This is a genomic window from Micromonospora sp. WMMC250, from assembly GCF_027460215.1.
GTDB classification, from domain to species: Bacteria; Actinomycetota; Actinomycetes; order Mycobacteriales; family Micromonosporaceae; genus Micromonospora; species Micromonospora taraxaci.
The window spans coordinates 7064457-7079816 of record NZ_JAPZBJ010000002.1 but is presented as its reverse complement, the minus strand read 5'-3'; the positions used below and the strand labels follow the sequence as shown (position 1 = coordinate 7079816).

At 70.0% G+C, this 15360-nt stretch carries 7 protein-coding genes; 3 read left to right on the top strand and 4 right to left on the bottom strand.

Features of this window, described 5'->3' with window-relative positions:
- Nucleotides 1–88: 88 nt before the first annotated feature.
- The gene (asnB, locus tag O3438_RS32240) at nt 89–2050 is read right to left on the bottom strand and encodes an asparagine synthase (glutamine-hydrolyzing) (protein ID WP_145779905.1); all 1962 of its coding nucleotides are present in this window, start codon (nt 2048–2050) and stop codon (nt 89–91) included.
- A gap of 132 nt (nt 2051–2182) precedes the next feature.
- Here asnB and O3438_RS32235 point away from each other — a divergent pair, with 132 nt between their 5' ends.
- The 3 genes from O3438_RS32235 to O3438_RS32225 all read left to right on the top strand — a co-directional run bounded on the left by O3438_RS32235 (nt 2183) and on the right by O3438_RS32225 (nt 8237).
- Complete coding sequence (locus O3438_RS32235; protein WP_145779904.1) at nt 2183–3664, top strand: aminopeptidase P family protein; 1482 nt, start codon at nt 2183–2185, stop codon at nt 3662–3664.
- Between the two features lie 715 nt (nt 3665–4379).
- The gene (locus O3438_RS32230; protein ID WP_269683254.1) at nt 4380–6287 is read left to right on the top strand and encodes a hypothetical protein; all 1908 of its coding nucleotides are present in this window, start codon (nt 4380–4382) and stop codon (nt 6285–6287) included.
- Nucleotides 6288–6578: 291 nt separating this feature from the next.
- Nucleotides 6579–8237 carry a hypothetical protein gene (locus O3438_RS32225; RefSeq protein WP_269683253.1) on the top strand — a complete coding sequence of 553 codons (1659 nt, stop codon included), beginning with the start codon at nt 6579–6581 and terminating at the stop codon, nt 8235–8237.
- A 68-nt stretch (nt 8238–8305) separates the two neighbouring features.
- On the opposite strand, the gene pulA is transcribed toward O3438_RS32225, so the two are convergent.
- The 3 genes from pulA to O3438_RS32210 all read right to left on the bottom strand — a co-directional run bounded on the left by pulA (nt 8306) and on the right by O3438_RS32210 (nt 15360).
- A complete protein-coding gene (pulA, locus tag O3438_RS32220) occupies nt 8306–13795 on the bottom strand; it encodes a pullulanase-type alpha-1,6-glucosidase (RefSeq protein WP_269683252.1) in 5490 nt (1829 codons plus the stop codon).
- 111 nt (nt 13796–13906) lie between these two features.
- On the bottom strand, nt 13907–14599 hold the full coding sequence (locus O3438_RS32215; protein ID WP_269683251.1) for a cellulose binding domain-containing protein: 693 nt from the start codon (nt 14597–14599) through the stop codon (nt 13907–13909).
- Between the two features lie 80 nt (nt 14600–14679).
- Entirely contained in the window at nt 14680–15360 is a 681-nt protein-coding gene (locus tag O3438_RS32210) for a cellulose binding domain-containing protein (RefSeq protein ID WP_269683250.1), read from the bottom strand.

Genomic DNA, 15360 nt, shown 5'->3' with positions numbered 1-15360 from the left:
ATCCGGAGCCATTCCGGTGACGCAAACCTCTTGATCGACGGCGTGGAGCAATCGACGGGGTGGAGCGATCGACGGGGTGGGGCCGTGGTCAGCGGACCATGGAACCCACTACCGGCTTCGTCAGCAGGGCCGACTGGTTGCGCTGGATGCCCGGGTCGAGCGTCTTCGACACGAAGATCGCGTGCCAGATGCAGAAGATCAACACCGTCCACACCTTGCGGGAGTGGTCGGCCTCCTCCCGCTTGTGCTCGTCGAGCAGCCGCAGCGCGTACGACAGGTCGAGGAGGTCACCCGCACCCGAGGTGCTCAGCACGTGCCGGGCCCACTCGTACATCTCGCCGCGCAGCCAGACCCGGGTGGGGGTCGGGAAGCCCAGCTTCTTGCGGTTGACGATGGCTGGCGGCACGACACCCTGCAACGCCTGACGCATCGCGTACTTCGTCGCGTCGGACCGCGGCGGCAGCTTCAGGTCCACCGGGATCTTCGCCGCGACGTCGAACACCTCACGGTCGAGGAACGGCACCCGCACCTCCAGCGAGTGCGACATCGAGATCCGGTCCGCCTTGACCAGAATGTCGCCGCGCAGCCAGGTGTAGAGGTCGACGTACTGCATCTTGGTGACGTCGTCCAGCTCGGTGCACTCGGCGTAGATCGGGGCGGTGACGTCCGTGTAGCGCACCGAGGGGTCGTAGCGGCGCATCAGGTGCTGCTTCTCCTCCTCGGTGAACATCCGCGCGTTGCCGTAGTAGCGCTCCTCGATCGGAGTCGTGCCGCGCTCCAGGAAGCTCTTGCCCTTGACCCCCTGCGGGATCGCCTTGGAGACCGCGCGCAGGCCCTTCTGGACCCCACCGGGCAGACCGTTGACGGTGCCCAACGACAGCGGCTCCCGGTAGATCGTGTAGCCGCCGAAGAACTCGTCCGCGCCCTCGCCGGACAGCACCACAGTGACGTGCTCGGCGGCCTTCTTCGCCACGAAGTACAGCGGCACCAGCGCCGGGTCGGCCACCGGGTCGTCCAGGTGCCAGACGATCTTCGGCAGCGCGTCGATCATGTCCTGCGGACCGATCTTGGTGGGGATCGTGGTGACGTCCAGGTGCCGCGCCGACTCCTGGGCGACGTCGATCTCCGAGTAGCCCGGCACGTCGTAGCCGACGGTGAAGGTGAGGATGTTCGGGTTGAACTCGCGGGCCAGCGCGACCACCGCCGTGGAGTCGATGCCGCTGGACAGGAACGAGCCGACCGGCACGTCGGAGCGCATGTGCATGCGCACGCTCTCCCGCAGCGTCTCCCGGATCTCGTGGTACAGCTTCTGCTCGTCGTCGACCGGCGCGGGCCGGAACACCGGGCGATACCACCGGCGTACGTCGATCCGACCGCCCGGCGTCCAGTTCAGGTACTCCCCCGACCCGATCCGGCTGATGCCCTTGTGCAGCGTGCCCGGCTCGGGGACGTACTGCAGGGTCAGGTAGTGGCTCAGGTTGGCCGTGTCGACGCCCGCGTCGCCCTGGTAGTTGCTGTGCGCGAACGGCAGCAACGCCTTCTTCTCCGACGCCAGGTAGAGACCGTCGGCGGTCTCCAGGTAGTGCATCGGCTTGATGCCGAAGTAGTCGCGGGCCCCGAACGCCCGCCGCTCCTGCCGGTCCCAGATGACGAAGGCGAACATGCCCCGCAGCCGGGTGAGCACCTGCTCGCCCCAGAAGTGGTAGCCCGCCACGATCACCTCGCCGTCGCCGGCGGTGGCGAACTGCGCGCCGAAGTTCCTGATCAACTCCTCGCGCAACTCGATGTAGTTGTAAATCTCACCGTTGAAGGTGAGCAGGTAACGACCGTTCGCGTAGGGCAGCGGCTCGTGGCTCGACGCGACGTCGATGATGGCCAGCCGCTTGTGGGCGAACACGCCGTCCGCGTACCGGCCGGAAGCGTCGCCGACCACCTCGACCCCGGTCTCGTCGGGGCCGCGGTGGTGCAGGCATTCCAACGCTCCGGCGATGTGGTCGCGATGCGCGGCGGCGTTACCGTTCGCGCTGAAGAAGGCCAGAAGTCCGCACATGGTGGCCATCTTTCCACGCGCCCTGTCGACCCGTCGCAGCCGTCCGTCGATCCGCCCACTCCCGGCGGGCGTCGCCGCGAACCGGACGCGCGGTACCGTCGGGACCAGCAACGAAGCGGAGGGAGCGGCGCAATGACCGAGGGACGCACCGACGGCACGCCGACGGACGGTACGGAATCGCACGATCCGGACTTCCCGGAGGCGTTCCTGTCCTTCATGCGGCAGGGCTGGCGCGACACGGCGCTCCCCGTGACGCCCCGGCCGGAGACACCGAACTACGCCAAGCGGCGTGCCGCGCTCTCGGCGGCGTTCCCCGGCGAGACGCTCGTCATCCCCACCGGCACCGAGAAGGTCCGGGCCAACGACACCGACTACCCGTTCCGGCCCGGCAGCGACTTCGCCTACCTGACCGGCGACCACGACGCGGACAGCGTGCTCGTGCTGCGCCCGAACGGCTCAGGGCACGACGCGACGCTGTACATGCGGCCCCGGTCCTCCCGGGAGACCGACGAGTTCTTCCGCAGCCGCAACGGCGAGCTGTGGGTGGGCCGGCGGCACACGCTCACCGAGAAGTCGACCGAGCTGGGCCTGCCCACCGCCGACCTGACCGGCCTGGAGGCGACGCTCGCCGACCTGGCACCGGGGCGTACCCGGGTGCTGCGCGGTTTCGACGCCCAGGTGGACGCGGCCGTCCGTCCCTACGATGGCGTCCGCGCCGACGGGCAGCCCGCCCGCGACCGAGAGCTGGCGATCGCCATCTCGGAGATGAAGCTGGTCAAGGACGAGTGGGAGATCGGCCAGCTCCAGGACGCCATCGACGCCACCGTCCGCGGCTTCGAGGACGTGGCCCGGATCCTCCCGGCGGACCGCGCCGTCTCCGAGCGACTCCTGGAAGGTGTCTTCGCGCTGCGGGCCCGTCACGACGGCAACGACGTCGGGTACAGCTCCATCGTCGGCGCCGGCGAACACGCCACGATCCTGCACTGGGTGCACAACCACGGCGCCACCCGACCGGGTGACCTGCTGCTGATGGACATGGGCGTCGAGGGCCGCAACCTCTACACCGCCGACGTCACCCGGGTGCTCCCGGTGAACGGTCGGTTCACCGCCCTGCAACGCCAGGTCTACGACATCGTGTACGCCTCGCAGCAGGCCGGCATCGAGGCCATCCGCCCCGGTGTGAAGTTCAAGGACGTCCACCTGACCTGCATGCGGGTCCTCGCCGAAGGCCTGTCCGACCTGGGTCTGCTGCCGGTGAGCGTCGACGAGGCGATGGACGAGAAGTCGACGGTCTACCGGCGGTGGACGCTGCACGGCTTCGGCCACATGCTCGGCATCGACGTGCACGACTGCTCGAACGCCCGCAAGGAGACGTACCGCGACGGCGCTCTGGGCGAGGGCTACGTGCTCACCGTCGAGCCGGGGCTGTACTTCCAGCCCGAGGACGAGCTGGTCCCCGCCGAGCTGCGCGGCGTCGGCATCCGGATCGAGGACGACGTGCTGGTCACCGCGACCGGTGCGACGAACCTGTCGGCCGGGTTGCCGCGCACGTCCGACGAGGTGGAGACCTGGCTGGCCGAGCAGCGCGAGGCCGGCCCCCGCCTGCCCGGCTGACCGACAGCTCCCCCGGCCGAGCAGCCCACGGTGCCGCCGGCCAACCCCTGAAGCCGGGCCGCGACGTGAAGACGTCCGGCCCGGCTCGCCCCTTTCCCGCCGGTCTGAGGCAGCACCATCCCGGATGGTGCTGCCTCAGACGTGCGTGAGACACCAACATCCCTGATATTGCCGGGATCTTGGCCGCCGGCTCGGCCGCTCTCGCGGCCCCGGTCGGCCCCGGTCGGCCCCGGTCGGCCCCGGACCGCACCGGCCCGGCCCGCGTTGGGCCGTCCGGGCTGCGCCCTCGCCTCGCCCTGGGACGGACGCTCCAGCGGCCAGAGCGCTCCATGATCCACTCGGGTTCACTGATGTCGCGCTTTCCGCCCCGCCGGAGACCGCGTCATCAAGGAAACCGAGTGGATCACGTTCTGGCATGGCCGACGGGTGTCCACCAGGCCTGACAGCGGCACCGCGCGCCCTGCCCGCGGCGACATCCGCCTGGCGGCGTCCCCGCTGCTCGCGTTTGCGCTGCTCGCGCCCCCTTTCCACCACCCCGAACCGGTTGCCCGACCTCAACCGACCTGAGCCGAATGCGGGGTTATCTCGGATACGTCCGCATCGCGAAGATGGTTCTCATACGGTGGGGATCAGAGGCTACAACCCATTTGTAGCTGGTCGTGGCGCCCCAGGCGGTGCGACCCCGTCTGGTAGCAGGAAAGGGCGGAAGGCTCTGATGTCCAACGACGTAACGAGTACCGACGGCGGGGCCTCGACAGCTCCGCCGACACGACGAAGGCGGGCGCTGTGGGTCGCGGGCGTGGCCGGGCTGACCGGTGTGGTCGGCCTGGCGGCCCTCGGCGGCGTGGCCGCCCGCGACGACAAGCCCAAATCCGACCAGGTCTCGGATGCTCAGCCGTCGACCAACCGGCAGAACGTCAGCGACGCCGGCGGCGCGGACGAGGGCAGCTCGAAGAGCGACGGTCGGGACGACGAGTGGAGCGGCGACGACTGGAGCGGCTTCGACGACCGGTCCGGCGGGAACGACAAGCGCGACGAGAAGGACCGCACCAGGCAGGTGCCGTGCGACAGCGACAAGTTGATCCAGGCCATCACGTTCGCGAACAACGACGACGGCGGCGTGCTGGAGCTGGCGAAGGGCTGCACCTACACCCTGACCCGCAACCAGGACGGCAATGGCCTGCCGGTGATCACCGAGCCCATCACCCTCAAGGGCGAGCACACCATCATCGGGCGTGAGGCCACCGCTGACTACTTCCGCATTCTCAATGTCGGCGCCGGCGGGCACCTCACCCTCAAGGGCCTGAGCATCAGGGGTGGGCAGACCCTTCAGGCCGCGGCCACCGCCGACCCGGCGACGGTCTGGGCACCGTACTCCGCCCTGGTCCGGTCGTCGGCGGCGGCCGGCGGGGCAGCGGCGAAGCCGGCGGCAGCCGAGGCGGCCAAGCCGGCAGCGAAGCCGGCGGCAGCAGCCAAGGCAGCCCCGGCAGCCAAGGCGGCAGCAGCAGCCAAGTCGGCGGCAGAGACCAAGGCGAAAGCCAAGGCGGCAGCCAAACCGGTCAAGCCGGAAGCGGCGCCAGCGGCAGCACCCAAGGCGGCAACGGCAGCCAAGGCAGCGGCAGCGACCAAGACGGCAAAGCCGGCACCGGCGACCAAGGCGGCCAAGCCGGCACCGGCGACCAAGGCCGAGGCGGCAGCCGCCAAGACCACGGCAGCTCCGGTAGCCGCACCGGCGGTGACGCCGTTGGTCGAGGAGCCCGGGTTCACCGACGGCGCCGGGGTGCTGGTGCAGCCCGGTGGTCGCGCGGAGATCCTGGACAGCGAGTTGCTCTACAACCAGTCCGGTGGCAACGGCGGCGGGCTGGCCAACTTCGGCAGCACCAGGCTCAGCAAGACGACGGTGGCCCACAACACCGCGTTCTTCTTCGGCGGCGGCATCTTCAACGCCGGCGTGCTCCAGGTGGACGAGTCGAAGGTGACTGACAACACCGGCATCATCGGCGGCGGCGGCATCTCCAACGGCGCTGCCCGGATCTTCACCGACGATGTCGACGGCGGCTCGGTCTGGGTCTACAAGAGCGAGGTCACCGACAACGAGACGCTCGGCTTCGGCGGCGGCGTCCTGGATGTCGAGGGCACCACGACGTTGCACCAGACGACTGTCAGTGACAACACCGCGGTGCTCGACGGTGGTGGCGTCGCGGTGGCCGACAGCCAGCTCACCCTCAAGGACGCCACTGTGGTCAAGAACAGCGCCGCTCGCTCGGGTGGCGGTGTGGCCGCCTTCGACAGCGTGGCGACCATCGAGAACAGCAGGATCAACGACAACACCGCCGGTTCCTCCGGCGCCGGCCTTTTCAACGAGGAGAGCGTCACCACGCTGCGCGACAGCGAGGTGTCGGGCAACCGGGCCGTCGGTCCGTTCGCCCGCGGCGGCGGCATCCTCAACACCGAGGGCGGCGAGGTCACGCTCCACCGGACGAAGGTGGCGCACAACTTCTCCACCCTCCCGCCGGGGGGCATCTTCAACAGCCTCGGCGGCACGGTGACGCTCGACGACGAGTCTGCGGTCGTCGCCAACCGCCCGACCAACTGTTTCAACGTTTCGGACTGCTTCGCCTGATCGGGTGGGGCTGATCCACATAGAGGGCGCGCCCCTCCGAGCCGGTCTTCGGCACGGAGGGGCGTACCCATTTGGGCAGCTCAGTGACCCTCCGGGGGGCACGTCCCCAACCGGGGTGTGCCGGGCGGTCCGGGCCGAAGATGAACCTAATGTGGGGTTCTCTCGGATAAGCCCGCGAGGCGAGGAACCTTCTCATACGGTGGTTTTGGGAGCTACAACCGATTTGTAGCAGGGGACGCCCGTCTGACGGCGGCGACCCTGTCTGGTACGAGGAGAGGGCAGAGAGCTCCGATGTCCAACTACCTAACGAACAACGAAGCCTCCGGGCGGGCGACGGCCAAGCGCCGCCGCAAGCTCTGGCTCGCCAGTGGCGTGGCCGGTTTGACGGGCGTGATCAGTCTCGCGGCGGTGGGCGTCGCGGGCAGCGCCGGAGCGGTCGGCCTGAACTGGAACACCGCGCAGGTCAGCAAGGACGGTGACCAGCGGGGTGACGAGTCGCGCGACTGGGACAAGAACGAGGACCGGGACAAGGACAAGGACCGGGACAAGGACAAGGACAAGGACCACGAGCGCGGGAAGGAGGTGCCCTGCGACACCGACAAGCTGATCCAGGCGATCGTCTTCGCCAACAGCAAGCACGGCGGTGTGCTGGAACTGGCCAAGGGCTGCACCTACAACCTGACCCGCAACGACTACCAGGGCAACGGCCTGCCGGTGATCACCGAGCGGATCACGCTCAAGGGCGAGCACACCACGATCGCCCGGGAAGCCACGGCGGACTACTTCCGGATCCTCAACGTCGGCAGCGGTGGACACCTCACCATCAAGGGCCTGACCATCAAGGGCGGCCAGACCCTCGAACTGTTCAACAGTGTCCAGCCGGCCGAGGTCTGGGCGTCGTACTCGGACTCCGAGGCGATCGCGGCCCAGGTGAAGGCGGGCACGCCGCTGAACGAGGCGCTCTCCGCCCGGCAGGCCAACCCGAAGGCCGGCCTCAAGGCCGCGCCGAAGGTCACGCCCAAGGCCGCGCCGGCTGCCAAGGGGGGCGTCGTCACGCCGCTCGTCGAGTACCCGGAGCCGACCGACGGTGCCGGCATCCTGGTCCAGCCGGGTGGCACCGCCGAGATCCTGGAGTCCGAGGTCGTCCTGAACCAGTCGGGCGGCAACGGTGGTGGTGTGGCCAACTTCGGCACCACGAAGATCTGGCACAGCACCGTGACCCGTAACACCGCCTTCTTCTTCGGTGGCGGTGTCTTCAACGCCGGCCTGCTCAAGGTCGAGGAGTCGAAGATCAACGACAACACGGCCATCATCGGTGGTGGCGGCATCTCCAACGGCGCGGCGCCGATCTTCACCGACGACGTCGACGGCGGAACTGTCGAGCTCAAGAAGGCCGAGATCACCGACAACGAGACGCTGGGCTTCGGCGGTGGCTACCTCGACATCGAGGGCAACACCACGGCGTACGAGACCAAGTTCGTCTCGAACACCGCGGTCCTCGCCGGTGGTGGTATCGCCGCTGCGGACAGCCAGCTGAACCTGCACCACGTCACGGTGGAGAAGAACAGCACCGCCGGTGTCGGTGGCGGTGTGGCCATCGCCTTCGACAGCGTGGCCACGTTCGAGAAGAGCAGCATCAAGGACAACACCGCCGGCTTCTTCGGCGGCGGGCTCTTCAACGCCTTCAGCGTCACCACGCTGCGTGACAGCGAGGTCGTCGGCAACCGGGCCATCGGCCCGATCGGGGTCGGCGGCGGCATCTTCAACATCTTCGGCGAGGTCAACCTGTCGAAGACGAAGGTCGCCCACAACTTCTCCACCTTCGCTCCGGGCGGTGTCTTCAGCTTCTTCGGGGAGGTGAACGTGGACGACAAGTCCGCGATCACCGCGAACCGCCCGACGAACTGCCTGGCCATCCCGGGCGGAACCATCGAGAACTGCTTCGCCTGATCACCCTCGGGTGACAACAGCACACAGACCGGCCCCCTTCCGCACCAGCGGGAGGGGGCCGGTTCGCGTCACCTCTGGACGAAGACCGCCACGCTGCGCGCCGGCACGGTGAACGTCCCGGCGGCACGGTCGAACGAGGCGGTACGCAGCACCGGGTCGGCCGAGTCGACCAGCACCGGGTGCAACGCGATGTTCGCCCCTCGCAGACCGGTCACCGTCTGCGTTGTCGTCTTCGGGGTGGCGTTGAAGACGACGGTCACCGACGTCCACTGCCCACCCAGCCCGCGGGCGTCCAGCGTCATCGTCAGCACTCCCGGCGTCTCCTGCTCCCCGGACAGCGGGAACGCCACCCGCCGCTGCACCTGCTCGGCGGCGGCCAGCCCGAACACCGGCGACGACGCCCGGATGCGCAGCAGCTCGGCGTACCGGGCGTCGGTGGTGTTGATCACCGCGCAGTCGGGCACCAGCGCCGGGTCCGCCAGCAGCGGCTTCGCGTACGGCCACTTGTCCTCGTTGTCGGCCGCGGGCGGCAGGCCGGCGCCGAACCCGTTGCCCCGTTCGCAGCCCCACCGGATCTGGTTGAACCAGTCACCGGAGTTGTACGAGTTGCGGTCCAGCGACTTCGACCGCAGCCGCTCGGTGCCGGCGGTGACGAACCCGGTGCCCTGGCCCAGCACCACGGTGCCGAGCGCCAGCACCTGCATCCGGGACCGGTCGGCAGCCGCTGTGGCCTGCGGCAGTTTGTACGCCAGCGCGTCGTACAGGATCTCGTTGTCGTGCGCGTCGACGTAGGTGACGGCCTCCCCCGGCGCGGCGGTGTAGCCGGCCGGGGAGCCGTTGTAGTCCACCTGCGCCCCGGTGACCTGCCGTCCGGTGGTGTCGGTGAAGCGGTAGTCGCGCAGGTTGCCGGTCAGCCCCACCTTGATCAGGTCGTGGGCGCGCAGCAGATCCGCCTTCTGCTCGGCCGGCGACCCGTTGACCTCGTCGCCGTTCGGGTCGGTGTAGAGCCCGGACGCGAAGCCCTGCGCGCGGGGGTTGCTGTCGAACGGTCCGCCGCCGCGCACCGCGTCGCGGAGCCGGTCGTTGAAGGTGCCGATGCCGGTGCCGGCCATGTTGGCCTGGGTGGCCTGGACGAAACGGGCGTCGCCCGCGACCTCGCCGAAGTTCCAGCCCTCGCCGTACAGCAGGATCGATCTGCCGTCGACACCGTCACGGGCGACGGTCAGCCGGTCCAGGGCCCGGCGGACGGCCAGGACGTTCGCCTTCGGGTGGTGACCCATCAGGTCGAAGCGGAAACCGTCCACCTTGTACTGCCGCGCCCAGGTGACGAGCGAGTCGACGACAAGTTTGCCCATCATGGCGTGCTCGGGGGCGGTGTTGGCGCAGCAGGTGGAGTTGGCAACCGTACCGTCGTCCAACAGCCGGTGGTAGTAGCCGGGCACCACCTGGTCGAGCACCGACGCGTCGTCCGTGCCGGCCGCCGCCGTGTGGTTGTAGACCACGTCCATGACCACCCGCAGACCGGCACCGTTGACACCGGCGACCATGCGCCGGAACTCGGTGGTCCGCGCCGCCCCGACCGGGTCGACGGCGTAGCCGCCCTCGGGCACCGTGTAGTGCAGCGGGTCGTACCCCCAGTTGTAGCCGTCGGTCTCCGCGACCGCCGCCACGCACTTCTGCTGTTCGGCGGAGTCCGGCGGGAGCGCCGCCAGGTCGCAGGCCGGCTGACGCTGGTCGGCCCGCTTCTCCGGGATCGTCGCGAAGTCGAACGCCGGCAGCAGGTGCAGGTGGGTGACGCCGGCGTCGCCGAGCGCCTTCAGGTGGGTCATCCCTGCGGTTCTCGGGTCGGTGAAGGCGAGGAACGTCCCCCGCCGCTCGGCCGGTACGGTCTCGTCGGCGATGGAGAAGTCCCGCACCGACAGTTCGGAGACCTGCGCCTTCGCGGGCGGCACCGGCGAGGGTTTGCGCAGCGTCCGCCAGCCCGCCGGGGCCAGCGCCGCGTCGTTCAGGTCGACCAGCAGGCTGTGCGTGGAGTCCGCGGCGAGGGCCACCGAGTACGGGTCGGTCACCGACGCGGTGACCATCTTCTGCGCCGCCGGCTGCCACGCCCGCACCTGGTAGCGGTAGTACCTGCCGGTCCAGCTCTGGTCGCCGCGCGCCGACCAGACACCGGTGCGGTCGTCGCGACGCATCGGCACGGCCTTCGGCGTGGCGGTCGGTGAGTCGAACAACTGCACCGTCACCGTCCGCGCGGTCGGCGCCCACACCGCGAGGCTCGGCGTCCGCCCGGCGAAGGTCGGCCCGAGGATGGCGTCGGTGGCACGGGAGTACACGTCGTCGAGCACGCCGGGAATCTGCACACCGGTCGCGGCGAGCAGGGCCCCCGACGCGTCGCGCTCGGTCACCAGCACCTGCCCCCGCAGCGCCGCCGGGACCTTGGCAAGGTCGCGCCGGTCCAGCGTGAAGCTGCGGTACGACCACAGGTGCGGAAACGCCGCGCGCTGGGCCTCGGTGAGCCCGTTGCGCTGCGCCCGCAACGGCAGGCTGGTGTACGCCCCGGTCAGCTCCCCGTCGGCCACAGCGACACCGCCCTCCGGGGCGACGACCAGCGCGTACGTCCTGCCGTCGGTCGGCGGGGTCTGCCACACCACTGTGGACCTGTCGATCCAGTGCGCCTTCTGCTTGGTGATGTCGGTGTCCCCGCCGGCGCTGGTCGCCGTCGACGGCAGCAACCGGCCGGGTGTGGCGGCGAGCAACCACACCTCCCGGCCGACGCTGCCGAAGTCGAGCCGCTGGTCGTCGGGCAGGTCCTTGGTGTCGCCCTGGTGGATGATGTAGTTCAGCCCGGTCGCACCGGCCGCCAGGGGCACCCGGAACACCGCCCCGAACGCGTCGGTCCTGATGGGCTTCAGCGGCGCGGACCACTCGGTCGGGTCGGCCGCGCCGTCCCACACGTGCAGACCCCAGCCGTCGTAGTTGCCGTCGGCCCTCCGGTAGTGGATCAGCGCGGTGTTCTCCTCGACCGGCGGGTCCGGTTCACCGGTGGCCGCCTGCCGGCTGGGGTAGACCACCGGGTCGCCCTGCTTGAGCCAGACCTCCCCGGTGGTGGTGACGTCGATGCTGCGGTCCTGGGCGACATCCTTGTCGCCGTCCTTGTCGACCACCACGAACCCGACGGACTTCGCGCCCGGCTTGAGCTTCACCCAGGCGAACCGGCCGTAGGAGTCCTCCCCGGCGAACGGCTGCCCCTTGGGCCACTCGGTGACGTACCCCGGGTCGATGTCACCCCAGGCGTACAACCCCCAGTCGTCGTACCCACCGGCGGGACGCTGGTAGTGCACCACCGCCCACTCCCGGGACCCGCCCTGCGGCGGCGTGCCCACGGTGGCGGCGGACCGGGCGGTCGCGGTGCGGCCCCGGCCGTCGCGGACCACCGCCTTGTACTCGACCCGGGTGCCGCCGGCCAGGCCGGTCAGGTCGTGCTGCACCGTGTACGGCGCGCGGTCGGCGCTGCCCAGCAACGTCCACCGGCCGCCCGCGACCCGGGCGGCGACGGTGACGGTCGAGAGGGGGTCACCGGTCACCTGGGCGGTGACGGCGGCCCGGGTGGCGACGGGAGCGTCCGGCATGGTGAGGGTGATGCGCGGCGCGGCGGCGGGACGCGCGACGGGGGTGCCGGCCCGGTGCACCACCGCCGACAGCGGCGGCACGGTGAGGGCCAGCTTGCCGTCGGCGTTCGCCGTGGCACGGCCGGTGTCGCCGTAGATGCCGGTGAAGGTGGCGCCGGCCGACCAGGTGTCCACCGTGACAGTCTGCGCCGTGTCGGCGTTGTTCACCGCCACCACGTACTCAGTGCGGTCGGCGGGGGCGATCCGGGAGGCGGCGAAGACGCCCGGACCGTCGGCGGCGTACCGGGTGACCTGCACACCGTCGCGCAGCGCAGGGTGCGCCTGGCGTAACCGGCCCAGCTCGGCGATCGTCCGGTACAGCGGGTGGCCGGTGTCGAACTGGTCGCTGGCGTGGGTGCGGTCGGTGCCGAGCAGGTCGTCGTCGAGATAGTCGGGCACCTTCGAGGCGAACATGTCCTGGCGGGCATCCTTGTCTCCGCCGGGTCCGGTGAAGCCCTGCTCGTCACCGGAGTAGATCACCGGCTGGCCGCGGGTGAGGAACATCAGCTGGTGCGCGAGCTGGTCACGGCGCAGGTGACTGGCCGGGTCGGTGCCACCACCGGCGACGAACGACCCGATCCGGCCCATGTCGTGGTTGCCGAGGAAGGTGGTCAGCCGGCCGGCGTCGGTGTTCCGGGCGGCGTAGAGGTCGTCGCGGGCGTACACGTCGGCGAGCGCCTTCGCCGACCCCGCACCGGCGGTGTACCCGCGCGCGGCCTCCTGGAACGCGAAGTCGAGAGTCGCCGGTAGGCCACCCTGCCGGACGTAACTGGAACTGATCTCCGGGTCGGCGCTGTACACCTCACCGAACATGAAGAAGTCCTTCTTGCCGGCCTTCTCGGCGGCCCGTTCGATGCCCCGGCTGAACTGCGGCCAGAAGTCCATGTTGACGTGCTTCACGGTGTCCAGCCGGAACCCGTCGACGCCGGTGGCGCCGATCCAGTCCCCGTACGCCTTCGTCATCCCCTGGACCACCTCGGGCCGCTCGGTCCACAGGTCGTCGAGACCGAAGAAGTCGCCGTACTCGCTGTTCTCGCCCGCGAAGGTGGAGTCACCCCGGTTGTGGTACATGGTGACGTCGTTCAGCCAGGCCGGGACCTTGACGGTGGCGTCCTTCGGCTCGTCGAACTTGGGGGTGTACGGGAACGACTCCCTGTCGACCGGCGGGAACGCCCGGCTGCCGTCGGCGTAGTTTCGGTCCTCGAACGCCCGCCCCTGCGCGTCGGTGTACGGCGAGGTCGCCTTGTCCACGTACCCGTAGGAGCCCTCGGCGTACTTGATGACGTCGGCGGTGTGATTGACGATCACGTCGAGGTAGACCTTGATGCCGCGCTGGTGGGCGAGCTTCACCAGCCGCTTCATCTCCGCCATCGTGCCGAAGTGGGGGTCCACCTCGGTGAAGTCGGTGATCCAGTAACCGTGGTAACCGGCGGAGATGTCATTGCCGGATCCCTGCACCGGCCGGTTCTTGAAGATCGGGGCGAGCCAGATGGCGGTGGTGCCCATTCCCTGGATGTAGTCCAACTTGTCGATGACGCCCTTGAGGTCACCGCCGTGGTAGAAGCCCTTGTCGGTCGGGTCGAGCCCGGTCCGCAGCCGGTCACCGGCGAGGCCACCGGAGTCGTTGCGGGGGTCACCGTTGGCGAACCGGTCCGGCAGGACGAAGTAGAACTGTTCGGCCCGCGCGGAGTTGCCGCCGGCCTTCGACAGCGCCTCGGCGGTCGGTTCTTTGCTCCACTGGGCGTCACCGCCGGCGGTGACGACGGCAGCTCCGGACGGGCCAGGGGCTGCGGCGGCGGCCGCCGGCACGGCGACCGAGGTGCCGGCGAGGGTCACTGTGAGCAGGGAGACGAGGGCCAGGGCGGTATGCGGTCTCGGCGAGGGTTTCATCGACGCCTTCCTCTGGTCGCGGAATTGCCGCACGCTAACCCTTGCCGAAAGATTCTGCAATGACTTGCAAACATGGTCGCAACAGAGCAGCAACCTTGCGGAAGGGACGGCTCAGAAGCCGCCGCAGCGCACCCCGTCGACAGTGCACGACCGCGGTGTGCTGGACGTCCGCTCCATGTGGAACCGCAACGACACCGACCCGCCGGGACGCACGTCCACCCCACTGACGTACGTGAAACCGCCGTCGAACTGCCGGACCGTCCCCTGTGGCACACCCTCCACCCAGGCGGTCACGAACCGCCCACCGGAGAACTCCAACCGCACCGTCCACCCACGGCTCTGCGCGGACACGTTGACCATCGCCACCTCGCCGATGAAGCCCCCGTCGAAGCTCTGCACCACCCGGTAGCGCCCGCTGAACGTCGGCTGCCCCTGCGGAGCACGAGTCGGCGACCGGGTCACCACCGGCCGACCGGGCGGACTGACCGGCGGGGCGACCGACGGCGACGGCGAACCGGTCACGGCACTCGGCGGCAACCCGCTCGCACGCCCGGACAACCCCGGCATGACCGGGACCGGCGACGCCACCGGCGTCGGTCGACTCGGCGTCACCTCCGACGGCAACGGCAACGCCGGCGGCGCCGACGCCCCGTCCGGTGCCGGGCTACGCCCCCGGTACGCACCCAGGGTCATGACGAGCAGGACCACCATCACGACCACACCAGCGCCCACCACGACCCAGGGCGACGACACGATCGCGGCCGGACCGGGCGTCAGTCGCGGGGCGCGACGCATGCCGGACATGAACCTCCCTCAGCGGACCGTCCGGGCAGCGTAGCGATCAGCGGCCGGACCGGAAAGCGCCGGCACCACTCACCGTCCACTCAACCGAGCCGACAGTCGACCCCGTTGATGGTGCACCGCTGCGGCCGTTGCGCGGACTCACCCCAGCCCACCCGCAGACGCACCGTCCGCGAAGCACCCGGCTCCAGCGAACGGGTCCCCCACAACACGAACTCGCCGTTCCCGCGTCCCCGCATCGAGACCCCCGAGTCGTCGCTGACACGCAACGCCCAGAGATCGTCGTCGAACGTCAACTCCACCGACCAGTCCACCGACCGGCTCGTCTCGTTCGCGATCGACAACACCGCCGCGTCGCCGTCCCAGCCGTTCGAGCCGACCTGGTAGCGGGCGGTGACCGTGGCACCGCCCGACGGCGTCGACACCAACGGAGCGGCCGTCCGCCCCGGCGTCGGAGAGCTGGTCACTGTGGCCCGTGGCGACGGCGTCCGGCTGCTACGCGACGGCCGAGGCGACACCGAGCGCCGCTCCACACCGGCCGGAGTCGGCCCACCCGTCGCCGACTCGGCAGCCGGCACGGTCGGCACGAAAACCGGAGGAGCACCCTGCGGTACGGACTCCCGCTCCCTGGTCCGGAACGACAGCAACGCGACCACCAGCAGCACCACCAGCGCACACACACCGAGCAGCACCACGATCCACGGCACCGACGCCAACATTCGAGCCGCCCGCGACCCTGCCGCACCATCCGGCCGCACCGCCAT

Coding starts and splice junctions, on each gene's coding strand:
- O3438_RS32235 (WP_145779904.1), top strand. CDS start 2,183: ATGACCGAGGGACGCACCGACGGCACGCCGACGGACGGTACGGAATCG.
- pulA (WP_269683252.1), bottom strand. CDS start 13,795: ATGAAACCCTCGCCGAGACCGCATACCGCCCTGGCCCTCGTCTCCCTG.
- O3438_RS32210 (WP_269683250.1), bottom strand. CDS start 15,360: ATGGCGGTGCGGCCGGATGGTGCGGCAGGGTCGCGGGCGGCTCGAATG.
- O3438_RS32225 (WP_269683253.1), top strand. CDS start 6,579: ATGTCCAACTACCTAACGAACAACGAAGCCTCCGGGCGGGCGACGGCC.
- O3438_RS32215 (WP_269683251.1), bottom strand. CDS start 14,599: ATGTCCGGCATGCGTCGCGCCCCGCGACTGACGCCCGGTCCGGCCGCG.
- asnB (WP_145779905.1), bottom strand. CDS start 2,050: ATGTGCGGACTTCTGGCCTTCTTCAGCGCGAACGGTAACGCCGCCGCG.
- O3438_RS32230 (WP_269683254.1), top strand. CDS start 4,380: ATGTCCAACGACGTAACGAGTACCGACGGCGGGGCCTCGACAGCTCCG.